Genomic DNA, 16,630 nt, shown 5'->3' with positions numbered 1-16,630 from the left:
TTCGACCGGTGAACGGGACATATCGGGAGGCGAGATGCCGTACTACCGCAGCGTCGGCGAGGTGCCGCGAAAGCGCCACACCCAGTTCCGCCAACCCGACGGCAGCCTCTACGCCGAGGAGCTGATGGGCCAGGAGGGCTTCTCCTCCGACTCCTCACTGCTCTACCACCGGCACGCGCCCACCGCGATCCTCGCCGCCGACGAGTTCACCCCGTCCGCGTTCACCCGTACGCCGAACCTGCCCCTCAAACCCCGCCACCTGCGCACCCACAAGCTCGACACAGGCGGCGCCGACCCGATCCTCGGCCGGCAGTACCTCCTCGCCAACGACGACGTGCGCATCGGGTACGTGCTCGCCGACCGACCCTCGCCGCTGTTCCGCGACGCCACAGGCGACCACTGCCTCTACGTCGAGGCCGGCACCCTGCGGGTCGAGTCCCCGTTCGGCGTCCTGGACGCGGTAGCCGGCGACTACGTCATCATCCCCACCTCGACCATCCACCGGCTGGTGCCCACCGGTGACCAGCCCGTCCGGCTGCTCACCGTCGAGGCGGCCGGGCACATCGGCCCGCCCAAGCGCTACCTCTCCGTACGCGGCCAGTTCCTGGAGCACTCCCCGTACTGCGAGCGCGACGTCCGCGGACCGGACGCCCCGCTGCTCGTCGACGACGAGGAGGTCGAGGTGCTGGTCCGCCACAGGCGTGGCTGGACCCGCTACGTCTACGCCAACCACCCGTTCGACGTGGTCGGCTGGGACGGGCACCTCTACCCGTGGGCGTTCTCCATCCACGACTTCGAGCCGATCACCGGCCGCATCCACCAGCCCCCGCCCGTGCACCAGACCTTCCAGGGGCCGAACTTCGTCATCTGCTCCTTCGTGCCCCGCAAGGTCGACTACCACCCGCAGTCGATCCCGGTGCCGTACAACCACCACAACGTCGACTCCGACGAGATGCTCTTCTACACGGGCGGCAACTACGAGGCCCGGCGCGGCTCCGGCATCGAGCAGGGTTCCATCTCCCTGCACCCGTCCGGCTTCACGCACGGCCCGCAGCCCGGCGCCGCCGAACGCTCCATCGGCGTCGACTACTTCGACGAGCTGGCCGTCATGGTCGACACGTTCCGCCCGCTGGACCTCTGCGACGCGGCACGCACCTGCGAGGACGACGGGTACGCCTGGACCTGGGCACGTCGGGTCTAGCGGAAGGTGGTTCTGGTGAAGATGGCGAACTCGGCTATCGCTGTCACGGCCACGGCCAGCACCAGCGGCCACGGGGAGCCGACCACCGCGTACACCAGGAGCAGCACCGGCGCGGCGGCCACGGCGTAGACCGCCAGGGCCATCGCCCGGTCCGAGCGCACCAGGGCGGGCAGGACCGTCCGGGTCAGCCCGGGCAGACGCGCCGCGAGCTGCCACACCACGACCCCACCGGTAAGCGCGGCAAGCACCGCGACGATGCGGGAGAGGCCGCCGTTGGCCGAAGCCGCGAACGCCACGAGCACCGCCGCGATCAACGACCAGCCCGCGCCGTAGAGCACCAGCCGGTGCAGGCCGTACGCGATGGTCCGCCCGGAGTCCATCCGACTCGGGCCGATCGTGACCGTCTCGGCGATGTGTGCCAACGCCTGCGACCAGCGGCGCTGCTCCAGGCGGATGACACCCACGTCGTGGGGAGCGTCGGCGAGGCGGGGGTCGAGCCGCAACGCCTCGGAGTAGGCCCGTTCGGCCAGGTCGAACAACTCCAGCCGGGCGGCGACCAGGCCGAGCACCAGATGTGCCTGTGGTTCGTCAGGCGCCAGTTCGACCCCACGCCACGCGGCGTTCAACGCCGGTTGGCCGTTACGTGAGTCGGCCAGGATCGCCGCCGCGCTCCGCTGGGCGTACGCGTCGGCCGGGCCGAGGGCGAGGAGCCGGTCGGCGGTGGCGGCCGACTCCGCGTACCGCTCCAGGTCGGCCAGCGCCATGGCACGCGTGACGAGCGGGGCGAGCGCGTCCGGTGCGGCGGCGACGGCCGTGTCGGCGGCGGCCAGCGCATCCGTTGGCCGGCCGGCGGCCAGGTGCACCCGGGCCAGCATGGTGAGGGCGGCCACGTCATCCGGCTGGAGGGCCAGCCCGTACGTCAGCTCACCGGCCGCCTCGTCATGGCGGCCGAGTTCGGCGAGGAGCTGGGCGCGCTGCAGATAGCCGTCGGCGGCGGACTGGTCGGGGGTGGGGTCGCTGGACATCGCGGCGAGCCTAGGCGGCCGTGGCGTCGTACACCAGCGCCACCGCGATGCCTGCCAACCCCTCTTCGCGGCCTGTGAAACCGAGACCGTCGGTGGTCGCGGCGGAGACGGTCACCGGAGCGCCGACGGCGGCGGAGAGCACCTGCTGGGCCTCCTCCCGACGACGGCTGATCTTGGGCCGGTTGCCGACGACCTGCACGGAGACGTTGCCGATCTCCAGGCCGGCGGCCCGCACCCGGCGGGCGGTCTCGGTCAGCAGAGTCACCCCGGAGGCCCCGGCCCACTCCGGCTGACCGACCCCGAAGACGGACCCCAGATCACCGAGGCCGGCGGCGGAGAGCAGCGCGTTGCAGGCGGCGTGCGCGGCCACGTCGGCGTCCGAGTGCCCGGCCAGGCCGTCCTGCTCGGGCCAGAGCAGGCCCGCCACCCAGCAGGGCCGCCCGGGCTCGAACGCGTGCACGTCGGTGCCGATGGCCACCAGGGGAACGATCATGACCAGAGGGTACGCGTCAACCGGTGGCGGCGAGCAGATGCTCCGCCAGTGCCAGGTCGAACGGGCGGGTGATCTTCAGCGCGTACTCCGAGCCGGGTACGCAGGTCACCGGGACGCCCTGCTTCTCGACGAGCCCGGCGTCGTCGGTGAGCGGATCACCGGCTGCGGCGTGCGCGGCGGTGAGCACCGCCCGGCGGAAACCCTGCGGGGTCTGCACGGCGCGCAGGGCGGACCTGTCGACGGTGCCGAGCACCACCTCGTCCGCGCCCACCTCCTTGATGGTGTCGACGACCGGCAGCACCGGGATCACCGCGGCACACCCGTCGCGGACCGCCGCCGCGACGGACTCCACCAGCTCGGGCGGGGTCAGAGCGCGAGCGGCGTCGTGCACCAGGACGATCGTCGGCCCGTCGGGCACCGCGGCCAGCGCCGCGGCGACCGAGGCCTGCCGTTCCGCGCCACCGGGCACCACTGTCACGGGCGCCACCGGGGCGAGCAGCTCGCGGACCGCGGTCACCTCGGCGGCCGGAGCGGCCACCACGATCGTGTGCACCGAGGGCGCCGCCGCCAACCGCCGTACGGCGTGCACCAGCAGCGGCTCGCCCGCGAGCAGGCGCAGCGCCTTGGGTCGGCCGGGGCCGAGCCGTACGCCAGCGCCCGCCGCAGGCACGAGGACCGCGACGTCACCGCGCGGGTTGAGCTGCGCGGTCACGTCGCGGTCCTCGGTGGTTTGTTCGCTACTAATCGGGTACGACGATGCTGTGCGGACTAGGCCTCGGTGAGCACCTTGTCGAGCAGCGTCTCCGCCTCGTCCTTGGTGCTCTTCTCCGCCAGCGCGACCTCGCCGACGAGAATGTCGCGGGCCTTGGCGAGCATCCGCTTCTCACCCGCCGAAAGACCCCGCTCCCGCTCGCGACGCCACAGGTCGCGCACGACCTCGGCGACCTTCAGCGGGTTGCCGGAAGCCAGCTTTTCCAGGTTGGCCTTGTAACGCCGCGACCAGTTGGTCGGCTCCTCGGTGTGCGGAGCCCGGAGAACGTCGAAGACCTTGCCGAGGCCCTCTTCGCCGACCACCTCGCGTACGCCCACGATCTCGGCGTTCTCGGCGGGCACCCGGACCGTCAGGTCACCCTGCGCGACCCTCAGGACGAGGTATTGCTTAGGCTCGCCCTTGATGACCCGAGTCTCGATTGCCTCGATGAGTGCGGCCCCGTGGTGGGGGTAAACAACGGTCTCGCCGACACTGAAAACCATAGGTTCGAAACCCCTTTCGCTGTGTCTAGGGTAACACGGTCAGGCACCGATGTCTCACCGATGTCCTGACTGTTGGCGCAGCTCAGGGGCCCTGTGAGAGGTCTTTCTTCAGCTTGACAGGCGGTCAAACCGATGGTTCGAACACGCTCCGTAACGTACGGATGACTGCCCGGTACGGGTGAACAGAACGTCGAGATCAAGGGCTATGCGCTCACCTCATGGTATCCCGCCTTGCGCGATCGCGCCCAGGTGTGGCGAGAGGTGCCCCCGGTGCGGGACGCTTGAGGTCGCACAGCAGTCCGCTCTCGAGACGCTTCCAGGGGGTCCGATGGGCAAGCCGGACGCAGAGGGCCACGGGCCGTCCGACGGCCTGCCCGACCTGCCCCCCGAATGGGGTCGGGTGGTGGTCCCCGACGACGCCTCGGCGCTCGCCGACGAGGCCGCCCAGATCCGCCGTGAGCTGCGCCGGGCCGCCGGGCGGACCGGCCCGCACCGCGCGCTGGTCCTGCCGATGCTGGTCCTGCTTGTCGCGCTGCTCACCACGCTGGCCGGCCTGATCGCGGTGACCCTGCCACGGGCCAACCGGGGCACCGACCGGCCCACCCTCACGCCCTCCTCGCCACCCCCGGCCCTCACCGGCCGGGCGCTGCCCGCGCTGGACCTGGTCGACGCCGGACAGGCGCCGGTGCCGCTGCGCGGCCTGCTCCCCGCCATGATCATCCTCGTGGACGGCTGCCCGTGCCCGGCCGTCGTCATCGAAGCCGTGGCGGCGGCGCCCGCTGGAGTAACAGTTGTCACCGTGACCGGCGGGCGAACGGCAGCACCGCCACCTGTGCACGGCGTCCAGGCGCTTGCCGACCCCGCCGGCGGGCTGCGCTCCTTCCTCGGCCAGCCGGCCCGCCCCGGCACCGCGGCGGCGCTGCTCGTCGACCGCGCCGGCACTGTCACCCGGGTGCTGCCCGAGCTGGGGCCGATCGACGCGTACCGGGGAGACCTGACGGCCCTCGCCGCCTGACCGGCCCCTAGCGCGGAGGCAGGCCGACGAGCTGCACCTGCACGTCGATGGGCTGGTCCCCGACCGCCGACAGGGACACCCGGAACGGCCCGCCGCCGGGTAGCACCTCGGCCGAGACGGTCGCCCCGTCACAGTCGATACGCGGCGGACCGGCGATCTCCGCCCCGGTGCTCGTCACCACGAGCGTCCCAGGCCGGGTGCACCGGTACTGGAGCAGATAGCGGGAGCCGTCGTCGGCGGACTGCCGGGTCACCCCCTGGCCGGGCGCGAGCTCCCTGACCTCCTGCCAGATGGTGTCCCGGAAGGTCGGCAGATCACGGCCGGGCGAGAACACCCCCGCATCACCCATGACGTCGGTGATCGCGCCGGTAGCCGGGTCGATGACGACCCCCGGGCTGCTCGGCAGACGGACCGCCGCGCCGGTCTGGTCGTCCACCCGCACCGTCACGCGCGCACCGGGCTCGGCGCCGGCCAGGGCACGCTCCAACACGGTGCTCACGGTCCGCTCGACAGACGGCGTCACCGACGGTTCAGCCGACCCCGCCGCCGGAACGGGCGCGGCCGCATGCCACCACCAGCCGCCCACCGCCAACGCGGCCAGGGCCACCCCGACCAGCACCGCCGACCGCAGCCGGTCGTCCGCCCCGTCCATGGTGGTGAGCGTACCGCCGCGACCGCGGACGATCAGTCCTGTCGATCGAGCAGAGCGGCGTACAGGGTGAGGCCGGGGCCGAACGCCATCATCACGATCCGGCGCGGAGCCGCACGCGCCAGTCGGTCCATGATCAGCAACACGGTCGGGGAGGAACAGTTGCCCTGCTCGTCGAGCGTCGCCCGGGACGCCGCGAGCGCCTGCGGCGGCAACGCCAACTCCCGCTCCACCACGTTGAGGATCCTCGGCCCACCCGGATGCACCGCCCAACCGTCCACCTCGGAACGGGTCGTGCCGTGCCGGGCCAGCAGGTCGTCCACCAGGGCGCGCACATGCCGCGACAGCACCTGCGGCACCTTCGACGACAGCCCCATCCGGAAACCGACGTCGGTCACGTCCCAGGTCATGTGGTCGGCCGTGGACGTGTCCGTCACCGCGGTGACCTCGCTCAACGCGTACCCCCGGCCGTCCGGCACCACCACTGCCGCGACAGCCGCGTCCGAGAAGAGCGCGTGCGAGACGATCTGCTGCGTGTCCACCCGGGCGCTGGCGGGCTGGATGTGCAGGCTTGTCAACTCGGCGCAGAGCAGCAACGCCGGACGGCCCCGGGCCGCCACGAAGTCACTCGCCGCCCCCAACCCCGGCAGCGCCGCGTAGCAGCCCATGTGGCCCACGAACATCCGCTGCGTGTCCGGCGCCATGCCGAGATCCCGGGCGAGCAGGATGTCCAGGCCCGGGGTCGCGTACCCGGTGCAGGAACAGACGATGAACAACCCGATGTCGCAGGCGTCCAACCCCGCCGCCGTCAACGCACGGCCCACCGCCTCCTTGCCCAGCGGCAGGGCCTCCACCTGGTAGCGGCGCATCCGGCGCTCGGTGGGCCAGTCCGAGACGTCCTCCAACAGGGGATTGACGGCGGCCTGCCGCCGGGTCACCCCCGAGTTGGCGAAGATCCGCTGGGCCAATGACCTGGTGGTACCGGAGAAGTGCCGGGAGAAGAAGCCCTCCCACAACTCGTCCTGCGAGGCCGATGGCGGCTGCGCCACCCCGAGCCCCGCGATCACTGGTACGGGCACGATCGCCACCTCTCGTCCGAAGCTGTCCCCCGGTCCGTCCCACCGGCCATCGTGCCCGGCCGTTCCTCCACGTCAGTCGTGCCGCGCCGACTCACCAACGAGGAGTCGATCCATCGCGGTCCGGGTCACCGCCCAGTGCCGCGACGCCGAGCCAGTCGGCGCAGACATCCGAGGTCGCCGGGTGCAGCGAGCCGCAGCGGGCGTCCCGGTAGAGCCGCTCCAACGGGTGGCCGCGCCGCGTCGCCGAGGTGCCCGCCGCCTCCAGCACCGATGCCGCCACGTCGGCCGCCGTGGTGCCGGCCAGCAACTTGGCCCGCCACACCCACCTGTTGGTCTCCGCGTCGCCCGGCTCCTCGTCCACCCGGCGGGCCGCCTCGGCCACCACCAGTCGGGCCGCGGCCGTCGCCGCGTCCGCCCGGCCCAGCCGTGCCCGCACCGCCGGCAGGCCGGCCAGGTTGCGGGCGTTGAGGTGCTCGGCCGCCGCGTCGATCGCCGCCTGGGCCACCCCCACGTAGACCGCCGCGTAACTCGCCACCAACCAGTGCGGCATCAACTGGGCGACCACCAGGGCCAACCCCTCCACGCCGCCGAGCAGCCGGTCGGCCGGCACTGTGACGTCCAGGTGCAGGTCGTGCGAGGAGGTGGCCCGCATGCCGAGCGCGTCCCAGGTCGGCTCGACGGTCAACCCGTCGCCGGCCGGGACCAGGAACTGGGACACCACCGACTGGTCGGCGGCACTGCGCGCGGCCACCAGGTAGCCGTCGGCGTGCCCGGCCCCCGAGCAGAAGGTCTTGCTGCCCTTGAGGTGCCAGCCACCATCGGTCGCCTCGTAGACCGTGCTCAACTGCGAGAGTCGGGCACCGGCACCGCGTTCGCTCATGGCGACCGCGTACCACGAGCCCTGCGCTGCGGCGGTGAGCAGCCGGTCCCGGGCGGCCAACGCCTCGTCCGGCACGCCCAGCGCCTCGGCCAGTTCCTCGGTCACCGCTCCCAGCGCGCCGGTCACCGAGGCGTGCATGTTGAACACCAGGGCCGTCGCGCCGTTGCCCCGGGCCAACTCGGTGGCCACTGCGGCGTACTCGGCGAAGCTGGCCCCGAGACCGCCAAGCGCCCGGGGCACCATCAGCCCGAACAGGCCCGCGTCCCGCAGGTCACGGAAGTCCTCCACCGGGAAGGAGCCGTCCCGGTCGTGCTCCGCCGCCCGCGCGGCGAACCGCGGTGCCAACCGGCGGGCCGCCTCAAGCGCATGCACCGTCATATCGCCCCCTCCTCCGTGTCTGTACCCCCGCCACGGCCCACTATCCGTTTCGGACCCCCCGGCCCTGGTAAAGCACGGCCGTCGACCGGGTCGGCACGATCCGCGGCGCCCGGCCAGCCGGTGCCGCACCGGCGGACCGGGACGCGCCGGCCCGCCGCAGCAGCCAGGCCAGCAGACCGCCGACCTGCGGCCGGATGCCGCGCAGCCGCAGGTCGACGCCGTGCCGGGCGCACTCGGCCACCAACCGGCGAGCGTCCACGAACAACCGTGGATCGTGGATGCCACGCGGCACCGTCGGCAGACGCTCGGCGATCCGTACCGCGACGAGCCGCGCCAGCGCCGTGTCGTTCAGGGTGTCGAGCACCAGCAGCCCGCCGGGACGCAGCAGCCGACACGCCTCGGCCACCGCGCGGGGCCAGTCCGGCACATGCTCCAGCAGCTCACCTGCGGAGACCACATCGGCGCAGCCGTCCGGCAGCGGGACGGCCGTGACGTCGGCCTGGATGACGCGTACCCCGTGCTCGGCGGCCTGGACGAGCGCCGAACGGGTCAGGTCGACACCGACATGCCGGTAACCCTTGCCGGCCAGGTGCGGCGCGAGCAGGCCGGCGCCGCAGCCCAGGTCGACCAGGAGCGCGTCGGGACGGCCCGCCGGGGGCACCATCGCCGCGCGGGCCTCGGCCAACCAGTGCAGCATCGCGAACGCGCCATCCGGGCGCCACCACTCACCGGCCAGGTCGTCGTACTGGCGTGGATCGTTGCGCGGCAGCACCCGGGTGCCGGCGGACGCCGGGGCCGCAGCCACGTCTCGCATGGCACGAGCGTGGCACGACTGCTCGGTAACGACCAGACTTCCCTTATGTCGTCGAGGGTGTTAGGGCTGGTCAGGGCGAGCCATCCGGAACCGGCCGCCGCGGTGACCACGGTGGCCGGTCTGCTGGCGTGGGGGGTGGGGCACCGACCGTCCGGAATCGTCTCGGTGGTGCTCGCGGTGCTGGCCAGCCAGCTCGCCGTCGGCTGGACCAACGACGCGCTGGACGCCGAGCGGGACGCCACGGTGGGGCGTACCGACAAACCTGTCGCCGCCGGCGCGGTCGGCCGGCGCACCACGGCCTGGGCCGCCGCGGCGGCCGCGCTGGCCTGCCCGTTGCTGGCGCTGACCACGAACCCCACGGCGGCGTTCTGGCTCACCGTTGCCCTGGTCTCCGCACTGCTCTACGACTGGCCGCTCAAGGCCACCGCGTTCTCGGTGCTGCCCTACGCGGTCTCGTTCGGGGCACTGCCCGCCTTCATCGTGCTGGGGCTGCCCGGCGAGCCGGTCCCGCCGGCATGGCTGCTCGTCGCGGCGGCGTGTCTGGGCGCCGGCGCGCACTTCGCCAACGTGCTCCCCGACCTCGCCGACGACGCCCGCACCGGCGTACGCGGCCTGCCGCACCGCCTCGGCGCGGCAGGCAGCCGGATCGCCGCCGCCGCGCTCCTGCTCGCGGCGACCGCCGCCCTGGTCGTCGGGCCGCCCGGGCCGCCGTCGGTGGTCGGCGTCGCGGCGGTCGGCGCGGCCGCCGTGGTGCCACCCCTGAGCTGGTACGCCGGACGCTCCGCGCTCCGGGCCGGCCGGCGGCCGGTGGCCGCCTTCCGGGGAGTCATGCTGATCGCCCTCGTCGACGTGGTCCTGCTGGTGGCGAGCGGTCGGGTCGTCTGACCGGCACCCGGGCAGGTGGCATTGCCGGGTCCGTGTGCGGGCCTCGATCAGCTCCAACTACCCTGGAGCGCGGTCTGCGCGGGTATGGCCACCGTGCCCGGCGTGGAGGCCGGGTGGGGATTGTGACGAGGAGGACCGACGTGACGCGCTCGATCAGGGGTTCCCGGCGGGCGGCCCTGCTGCTGTCCGGGATCGCGGCGGCCAGCCTGCTGGCGTCCGGCTGCGGCACCGGTCAGATCGCCGAGACCGCCGAGAAGGAGGCTTCGGTCCAGGGCGTCAGCCTCACGACCAGCAACGGCTCGTTCTCGGTACGCGGCCTGCTGGTCGACTACCCGGGTGCCGAGGGCTACCGGGCCGGTCAGGACGCCCTGCTCAACGCCGTGATCTACAACGACTCGAAGGAGACGGTGACGGTCACCGTCACCACCGACAGCGCCCGCGAGGTGGTGATCAGCGACGGCTCGGCGAGCCCGTCGCCGTCCGCCTCGGAGTCGACCTCCGCCAGCCCGTCCCCGTCCGGCTCGGCCAGCCCGTCGACGTCGACGTCCGGCTCGGCCAGCCCGTCCGCGACCCCCTCCGAGACCGGGTCGTCCTCGGCCACGCCGTCCGCCCCGGAGTCGGCGCGGGCGTCAGGCTCGGCCAGCCCGGCCGCGCCGGGTCAGCCGGCCCGCATCGAGCTGGCCCCGCTGAGCTACCTCCAGCTCAACTCCGAGGCGACCACCCAGCTCCGGCTGATCGGCCTGAAGGAGGCGCTGCGTTCCGGCCAGAACGTCTTCGTGACCTTCGACTTCGGTAACGGCAACACGGTCACGGGCCAGGCACCGATCGCCGTGCCGCTCACCCCTGCTGCGCCTCCGTCGCCGATCATCGAGCGCGAGGGCGGGTACGAGGGCGGCGAGGGCGGCACGACCCACGACTGACCCACACCCGACATCGACGAACGCCCCGGCGTGGTGACCACCACGCCGGGGTGTTTTCGTCGTACGAGCGGGCTAGCGTCCTGATGTGACCACCTCCCGATCGACCTCTGCGCGCGGCGGCACGGCCGGTGCCCCCCGCGCCCGGTCCGCCGCACGCGAGCCGCGTCCGGCGTACGAGTGCGACGCCTGCGGGCACCAGCCGCCCAAGTGGGTGGGGCGCTGCCCGGAGTGCGGCGAGTGGGGCTCGGTGGTCGAGTCGACGGTGACCGGCCCGACCGTCTCCGGTCGGGTGGTCAGTTCGCGGATGCCGTCCGAGCCGGCCCGACCGATCGCCACGATCAGCGCCGCCCCGGCCCGCGCCCGGCCTACCGGCGTCAGCGAGTTGGACCGGGTGCTCGGTGGCGGCCTGGTTCCGGGGGCGGTGGTGCTGCTCGCCGGCGAGCCGGGCGTGGGCAAGTCGACCCTCCTGCTCGACGTGGCGCAGCAGTGGGCCGTGGGCGCCGGCAGCCCGTCGCTGGTGGTCAGCGGTGAGGAGTCGGTGAGCCAGGTGCGCCTGCGTGCCGAGCGGATGGGCACCCTGCACGACCAGCTCTACCTCGCGGCCGAGAGTGACCTCGCCTCGGTGCTGGGCCACCTCGACGCGGTCAAGCCGGGGCTGCTGGTGCTCGACTCGGTGCAGACCATCTCGACCACAGGCACCGAGGGGGTGCCGGGTGGGGTGACCCAGGTGCGAGCGGTCACCGCCGCGCTGGTGTCGGTCGCCAAGGAGCGGGGCATCGCCACCGTGCTTGTCGGGCACGTCACCAAGGACGGTCAGGTCGCCGGCCCTCGGGTCCTGGAGCACCTGGTCGACGTGGTGCTGCACTTCGAGGGCGACAAGCACTCCTCGTTGCGCCTGGTGCGCGGCGTGAAGAACAGGTTCGGCGCGGCCGACGAGGTCGGCTGCTTCGAGATGCACGAGGGCGGCATCAGCAGCCTCGCCGACCCGTCCGGGCTGTTCCTGACCCGCTACTCGGAGCCGGTCCCGGGCACCTGCGTGACAGTGGCGATGGAGGGGCGCCGGGCCCTGGTCACCGAGGTGCAGGCGCTGATCGGCGCGACGGTGGCCGGTTCGCCCCGACGCACCGTCTCCGGTCTCGACTCGGCCCGGCTGGCGATGGTGCTGGCGGTGCTGCAACGTCGTACGGAGCGGTTGACCCTGCACGACCGGGAGGTCTTCGCGGCCACCGTGGGCGGCATCCGGGTGGTGGAGCCGGCCGCTGACCTTGCGGTGGCCCTGGCGGTCGCCTCGGGCGGGCTCAACCTGGCCATCGCTCCGCACCTGGTGGCGATCGGCGAGGTGGGGCTCACCGGCGAGGTGCGTCGGGTCGGCGCGGTGCCACGCCGGCTGGCGGAGGCGGCCCGGCTGGGGTTCAAGGTGGCCCTGGTGCCACCCGGCTGCGGCCCGGCGAGCACCGGCGCCGGCCCCGAACAGATGCGGGTGACCGAGGTCACCGACGTCCGTTCGGCGCTGCAACATGCGGCGCGCGCGTCCGCCGAGTGACCCACCGTGCCGGCGGGGAGGGCGATACCGGACAGCCCGCCCCAAGCGGGAAACCTGGAAAAGGGCGGCATCGTGACACATCACAGTAACCACGACAGCACCCACCGCACGGCAGTCCGTAGACTGTGCCCGTGCCGATCGACCGCGATACCACCAAGCCAGCCGGCGCGCCGCCCCACGCCCGCACCGGCGCCGTGGGCTCGCCCGCCCGCCCGATCAGCGTGAGCGTGACGGCGGGAGCCGCCGGAGGCGCCGGGGATCCGCTGCGGGCCAACCTCGCCCTGATGGCGCCCGGCACCGCGCTGCGCGACGGCCTGGAGCGCATTCTGCGTGGCCGCACCGGCGCGCTCATCGTCCTCGGGTACGACAAGGTCGTCGAGGGCCTCTGCACCGGCGGTTTCCCCCTGGACGTGGAGTTCTCCGCGACCAGGGTGCGTGAGCTGTGCAAAATGGACGGCGCCGTCGTGCTCTCCAGCGACGGCACCCGGATCGTCCGGGCCGCCGTGCACCTGATGCCCGACCCGTCGATCCCGACTGAGGAGTCAGGCACCCGGCACCGCACCGCCGAGCGGGTGGCCCGGCAGACCGGCTATCCCGTCATCTCGGTGAGCCAGTCCATGCGGATCATCAGCCTCTACGTCAACGGCCAGCGCCACGTCCTCGACGACTCGGCGGCCATCCTGTCCCGCGCCAACCAGGCGCTGGCGACCCTGGAGCGCTACAAGCTCCGACTGGACGAGGTCTCCGGGACGCTCTCCGCGCTGGAGATCGAAGACCTGGTCACCGTCCGCGACGCGGTGGCAGTGGTGCAGCGGCTGGAGATGGTCCGCCGGATCGCCGACGAGATCGCTGGTTACGTGGTCGAGTTGGGCACCGACGGCCGTCTGCTCGCCCTCCAGCTCGACGAGCTGATGGCCGGCGTGGACGCGGACCGCACGCTTGTCATCCGGGACTACCTCCCGATCGGCCGCAAGTCCCGCACCCTGGACGAGGCGCTCGTCGAGCTGGACCTGCTCGGCGCCACCGAGCTGATCGACCTGGTGTCGGTGGCCAAGGCGATCGGCTACCCGGCCGCATCGGACGCGCTGGACGCCGCCGTGAGCCCGCGCGGCTTCCGGTTGCTCGCCAAGGTGCCACGACTGCCGGTGGCGGTGGTCGACCGGCTGGTGCTGCACTTCGGCAGCCTCCAGCGGCTGCTCGGCGCGACAGTGGAAGATCTACAAGCCGTCGAGGGGGTGGGCGACGCCCGCGCCCGAGGCGTCCGGGAGGGCCTGTCCCGGCTCGCCGAGGCGTCCATCCTGGAGCGGTACGTCTGATCCGGCTCAGCCGGTGACGGTGATCTTCACGGGCGCACTGAGTTTGCCACCCACCCGGGCCAGCACCTGGTAGCTCCCCGCCGGCGGGAACGGGCCGGCCGCCAGGCCGTTGTCGTCGCAGCGGCTCGTGTCCCGGCCGTTCCAGCCCACCTCGTAGGAGCGCTCGAAGTTCGGCGTGAAGGACTGCACGTCCGAGCCCTTGGCCTTGCCGCAGGTGTCCGACGACCAGACCTTCTCGGCGCCGGACTTGATGAAGATCTCCTGAAGGTCGGCGCCCACGTTGCGGCTGCACGTCCGGTCGGAAATGTTCTTGATCCTGAGCTGGAGGTTGACGACAGTCCCGCGCTGCGCCGTGACCGGCTGCGCCACGGCCGTCACGCTGATCTCGGGATCGGTGCAGGTGCCGTCGTCCACGGAGCCGGCGGCGGCGCCGAGCGGCGGGTTGTTACTGGTGATCTCCGGGCTCGGCGTCGACGTGTCCGGATCAGCGGACGCGGACGGTGTCCCGGACGGCGCCCCCGACTGCGGTGTCAACACCGGGCCGCCAGCCGCCGGAGCAGCAGACGTCGCCGCCGGCGAGCCCCCCGCCTTCGGCTGACCCGCTCGATCCGAGCCGGTGCACGAGTAGAGCAGGACAATCAGGAAGAGAAGCCCCGCTCCGAGTACGACGACGCGACGCCGCCAGTACACGGCGGGTGGCAGGGGGCCGACCGTCAGACGCATGATGCCCCCCACGGTAGCCGCGCGACACCCGCCAGCCCGGCGCGACGCGCCGGAGCACCACCGACCCGCCGCCCCAACCGTCCACTAAGGACTGAGCGACGGCAGGTCACGCCCCCGTTCAGAGGTAGACCTTGCGCTGGTAGACGGCGTGCGCCCCGGCCACACGATCCAGGAAGAGCAGCCCCGCGCAGTGGTCGATCTCATGCTGCAACGCCCGCGCCTCGAAGCCGTCCGTCACCAGCCGCACCGACGCCCCGCTGCCCGGAAGGTCACCCTCCACCACAAGCCGGCTGGCCCGCTTCACGTCCCCGGTCAGGTCCGGCACCGACATGCACCCCTCCCGGCCCGGCTTCCACCTGGTGGCCTCAACCACCCGGGCATTGCACAACACGAACGTGCCGTGCACGGTGACCGCCTTCGGATGCCCTGTCACGTCGACCGCGAAGACCTGCGCGTCCACCCCGATCTGCGGCGCGGCCAACCCCACGCACCCCGGCGAGACACGCATGGTCGCCACCAGGTCGGCAGCCAACCGGACCGTCTCGGAGGACGTCGGATCGACAGCACCGCCCGCCCGGCTCAACACGGGATTCGGGGCAGACACCACCGCCCGGATCTCACCCTCGACCGGCAGCGACTCAGGCGTCCAGCCGCCAAGCCCGACGTACGCCCCGCTCTGCTCCCCTGTCACAGCAGGTCCGGGTCCGCCGGCCGGAGGGTGACCCCCACGCCCAACTCGGCAGCCGTTCGATCCAACCGGTCCACAAGCGTCTCGGCCACACCCGCCGGCAACTCGACCTCCGCCAGCACCACGTAGAGCGAACCAGCCAACCGGGTGCTCAGATCCGTCACGTTCCCACCCGCGTCCACAAGCACCCGGGTCATCGCCGCCACGATTCCCATCCGGTCCGACCCGTGCACCGCCATCACGTACGGCTCACCCACCGGAGGCACCTCACCGTCCGGGGTGACCTCGCGTACCGTCGCCAGGAGCTGCCCCTGGGCCGCCAGCGGCGCCAGCGCGGCCTCGACCTCGGCGGCGGCCGGGCCCGTGCAGATGAGGGTCATCGCGAAATGCCCCCGCAACCGCGTCATCGTGCTGTCGGTGAGGTTCGCGCCCAGGCGGGCCAGCACCTCCGCGACGTCGGCCACGATGCCCGGCCGGTCCCGGCCGATGACGGTGATCGCGAGCTCGTTCATCCGGGCATTCTCTCCGATCCGTCCACCGCCGCCGCGACGCCCCGCCCGATCCGCCCAATCAGCGGGAACACACCCCGTGACATCATCGACGACGCCATGACACAACCCGATTTCGCCACCCTGGTCAGCCAATGGTTCCGGCAGCACGCCCGTGACCTGCCGTGGCGCGAGCCCGGCGTCACCCCGTGGGCCATCCTCGTCAGCGAGGTCATGCTCCAGCAGACACCTGTGGTCCGCGTGGTGCCGGCCTGGCAGGCCTGGCTGACCCGCTGGCCGGAGCCCGCCGCGTTGGCCGCCGACACCCCCGCCGAGGCGATCCGCATGTGGGGACGCCTCGGCTACCCGCGCCGCGCCGTCCGACTGCGGGAGTGCGCGGTCGCGATCGTTGAGCGGCACGGCGGGCAGGTGCCCGACCGGCTGGAGCAGCTGCTGGCGCTGCCGGGCGTCGGCACGTACACGGCGCGGGCGGTGGCCGCGTTCGCGTACGGGCAGCGGCACCCGGTGGTCGACACGAACGTACGTCGGGTGGTCTGCCGGGCGGTCGCCGGTGAGCCGGACGCCGGCCCCGTCACCCGACCCGCCGACCTGGTCGCCACGGAGGAACTGCTCCCCGCCGAGCCCGCCGCGGCGGCCCTGGCCAGCGCCGCGTTCATGGAGCTGGGCGCCGTGATCTGCACGGCCCGGTCACCCCGCTGCACGGCCTGCCCGGTCGAGTCGGTCTGCGCGTGGCGGGCCTCCGGGCAGGAGCCGCCGACCGGACCGACCCGCCGACCCCAGCGGTACGCGGGCACCGACCGGCAGGTCCGCGGACTGCTGCTCGGGGTGCTCCGGGAGACCACCGGGCCGGTGCCGCACCAGCGGCTGGACCAGGTCTGGACCGACGACGTGCAGCGCGCGCGGGCTCTGGCGGGTCTGGTCCAGGACGGGCTCGTGGAACCGGTCGGCGCCGACTCCTTCCGGCTGGTCGGCGACGGCCCGTCCCTGCCCACCGCCGACCTCACCACCTGAGCCGGCCGGCCCTGTCGGACCCGAAGGTCGCCAAGATCTGCCCAACATCCCTGAAACTGCTGCCTCCGGCCGCCGTGAGGCAGCAGTTTCCCTGATGTCGTGCCAGCGCGCGGCCGTACGCGAACGCACCTAGCGCCGCATCTCGTGCATGGGGCGCGGCTGCGCCCATGCGGTGGACGCGAGGAAGCGGACGCCCGCCACGCGGCGGATACGAAAGGGCGGGGCCCGGTGGCTCATGCCACCGGGC

General features: G+C 73.0%; 18 protein-coding genes. 7 read left to right on the top strand and 11 right to left on the bottom strand.

All coding sequences use genetic code 11. The annotated features are described in order from the left end of the window. The first annotated feature begins 34 nt into the window (after nt 1-34). Entirely contained in the window at nt 35-1,201 is a 1,167-nt protein-coding gene (locus tag AB0N27_RS21600) for a homogentisate 1,2-dioxygenase domain-containing protein (RefSeq protein ID WP_364372563.1), read from the top strand. Here the strand turns inward: AB0N27_RS21600 and AB0N27_RS21595 are convergent. Genes AB0N27_RS21595 through AB0N27_RS21580 form a run of 4 tightly spaced genes read right to left on the bottom strand, consistent with a single transcriptional unit; the run spans nt 1,198 to nt 3,973 of the window. Continuing rightward, on the bottom strand, nt 1,198-2,226 hold the full coding sequence (locus tag AB0N27_RS21595; RefSeq protein ID WP_364372561.1) for a tetratricopeptide repeat protein: 1,029 nt from the start codon (nt 2,224-2,226) through the stop codon (nt 1,198-1,200). The two genes, AB0N27_RS21600 and AB0N27_RS21595, sit on opposite strands and share 4 nt — an antisense overlap. A gap of 10 nt (nt 2,227-2,236) precedes the next feature. Further along, nucleotides 2,237-2,719 carry a 2-C-methyl-D-erythritol 2,4-cyclodiphosphate synthase gene (ispF, locus tag AB0N27_RS21590; RefSeq protein WP_364372557.1) on the bottom strand — a complete coding sequence of 161 codons (483 nt, stop codon included), beginning with the start codon at nt 2,717-2,719 and terminating at the stop codon, nt 2,237-2,239. Nucleotides 2,720-2,735: 16 nt separating this feature from the next. Next, nucleotides 2,736-3,431 carry a 2-C-methyl-D-erythritol 4-phosphate cytidylyltransferase gene (gene ispD, locus AB0N27_RS21585; RefSeq protein WP_364372554.1) on the bottom strand — a complete coding sequence of 232 codons (696 nt, stop codon included), beginning with the start codon at nt 3,429-3,431 and terminating at the stop codon, nt 2,736-2,738. Between the two features lie 56 nt (nt 3,432-3,487). Next, nucleotides 3,488-3,973, bottom strand: a complete 486-nt coding sequence (locus AB0N27_RS21580) for a CarD family transcriptional regulator (RefSeq protein ID WP_007073334.1) — start codon at nt 3,971-3,973, stop codon at nt 3,488-3,490. 328 nt (nt 3,974-4,301) lie between these two features. Between AB0N27_RS21580 and AB0N27_RS21575 the strand changes: the two genes are divergently transcribed. Further along, the gene (locus tag AB0N27_RS21575; protein WP_364372551.1) at nt 4,302-4,988 is read left to right on the top strand and encodes a hypothetical protein; all 687 of its coding nucleotides are present in this window, start codon (nt 4,302-4,304) and stop codon (nt 4,986-4,988) included. Between the two features lie 7 nt (nt 4,989-4,995). On the opposite strand, the gene AB0N27_RS21570 is transcribed toward AB0N27_RS21575, so the two are convergent. From AB0N27_RS21570 to AB0N27_RS21555, 4 genes are all read right to left on the bottom strand, one after another. Beyond that, complete coding sequence (locus AB0N27_RS21570) at nt 4,996-5,640, bottom strand: hypothetical protein (protein ID WP_364372548.1); 645 nt, start codon at nt 5,638-5,640, stop codon at nt 4,996-4,998. A gap of 32 nt (nt 5,641-5,672) precedes the next feature. Beyond that, nucleotides 5,673-6,716: a type III polyketide synthase gene (locus AB0N27_RS21565; protein ID WP_364372545.1), complete on the bottom strand. Its 1,044-nt coding sequence runs from the start codon at nt 6,714-6,716 to the stop codon at nt 5,673-5,675. A 91-nt stretch (nt 6,717-6,807) separates the two neighbouring features. After that, nucleotides 6,808-7,974, bottom strand: coding sequence for an acyl-CoA dehydrogenase family protein (locus tag AB0N27_RS21560; protein WP_364372542.1), 1,167 nt, complete (start codon nt 7,972-7,974; stop codon nt 6,808-6,810). 40 nt (nt 7,975-8,014) lie between these two features. Then, on the bottom strand, nt 8,015-8,788 hold the full coding sequence (locus AB0N27_RS21555; protein WP_364372539.1) for a methyltransferase domain-containing protein: 774 nt from the start codon (nt 8,786-8,788) through the stop codon (nt 8,015-8,017). Nucleotides 8,789-8,833: 45 nt separating this feature from the next. On the opposite strand from AB0N27_RS21555, the gene AB0N27_RS21550 reads away from it, so the two are divergent. The 4 genes from AB0N27_RS21550 (at nt 8,834) to disA (ending at nt 13,452) form a co-directional block, all read left to right on the top strand. Further along, on the top strand, nt 8,834-9,673 hold the full coding sequence (locus AB0N27_RS21550; protein ID WP_364372536.1) for a UbiA family prenyltransferase: 840 nt from the start codon (nt 8,834-8,836) through the stop codon (nt 9,671-9,673). Nucleotides 9,674-9,813: 140 nt separating this feature from the next. Then, entirely contained in the window at nt 9,814-10,593 is a 780-nt protein-coding gene (locus AB0N27_RS21545; protein WP_364372533.1) for a hypothetical protein, read from the top strand. A gap of 85 nt (nt 10,594-10,678) precedes the next feature. Further along, nucleotides 10,679-12,136 carry a DNA repair protein RadA gene (radA, locus tag AB0N27_RS21540; RefSeq protein WP_364372530.1) on the top strand — a complete coding sequence of 486 codons (1,458 nt, stop codon included), beginning with the start codon at nt 10,679-10,681 and terminating at the stop codon, nt 12,134-12,136. 131 nt (nt 12,137-12,267) lie between these two features. Continuing rightward, complete coding sequence (disA, locus tag AB0N27_RS21535) at nt 12,268-13,452, top strand: DNA integrity scanning diadenylate cyclase DisA (protein WP_139582971.1); 1,185 nt, start codon at nt 12,268-12,270, stop codon at nt 13,450-13,452. Nucleotides 13,453-13,458: 6 nt separating this feature from the next. On the opposite strand, the gene AB0N27_RS21530 is transcribed toward disA, so the two are convergent. The 3 genes from AB0N27_RS21530 to AB0N27_RS21520 form a co-directional block, all read right to left on the bottom strand. Then, nucleotides 13,459-14,175, bottom strand: coding sequence for a hypothetical protein (locus AB0N27_RS21530; RefSeq protein ID WP_364372527.1), 717 nt, complete (start codon nt 14,173-14,175; stop codon nt 13,459-13,461). Nucleotides 14,176-14,293: 118 nt separating this feature from the next. Further along, complete coding sequence (locus AB0N27_RS21525; protein WP_357994306.1) at nt 14,294-14,866, bottom strand: peptide deformylase; 573 nt, start codon at nt 14,864-14,866, stop codon at nt 14,294-14,296. Beyond that, nucleotides 14,863-15,375 carry an ACT domain-containing protein gene (locus AB0N27_RS21520; RefSeq protein WP_364372523.1) on the bottom strand — a complete coding sequence of 171 codons (513 nt, stop codon included), beginning with the start codon at nt 15,373-15,375 and terminating at the stop codon, nt 14,863-14,865. Before AB0N27_RS21520 ends, AB0N27_RS21525 begins: the two co-directional genes overlap by 4 nt. Before the next feature lie 96 nt (nt 15,376-15,471). Between AB0N27_RS21520 and AB0N27_RS21515 the strand changes: the two genes are divergently transcribed. After that, nucleotides 15,472-16,383, top strand: coding sequence for an A/G-specific adenine glycosylase (locus tag AB0N27_RS21515; protein ID WP_364372520.1), 912 nt, complete (start codon nt 15,472-15,474; stop codon nt 16,381-16,383). Nucleotides 16,384-16,630: the final 247 nt, after the last annotated feature.

Source organism: Micromonospora sp. NPDC093244, assembly GCF_040683695.1.
GTDB lineage: Bacteria > Actinomycetota > Actinomycetes > Mycobacteriales > Micromonosporaceae > Micromonospora.
Note: the sequence above shows the minus strand (reverse complement) of the source record. Positions and strands in the feature narration are given on the sequence as shown.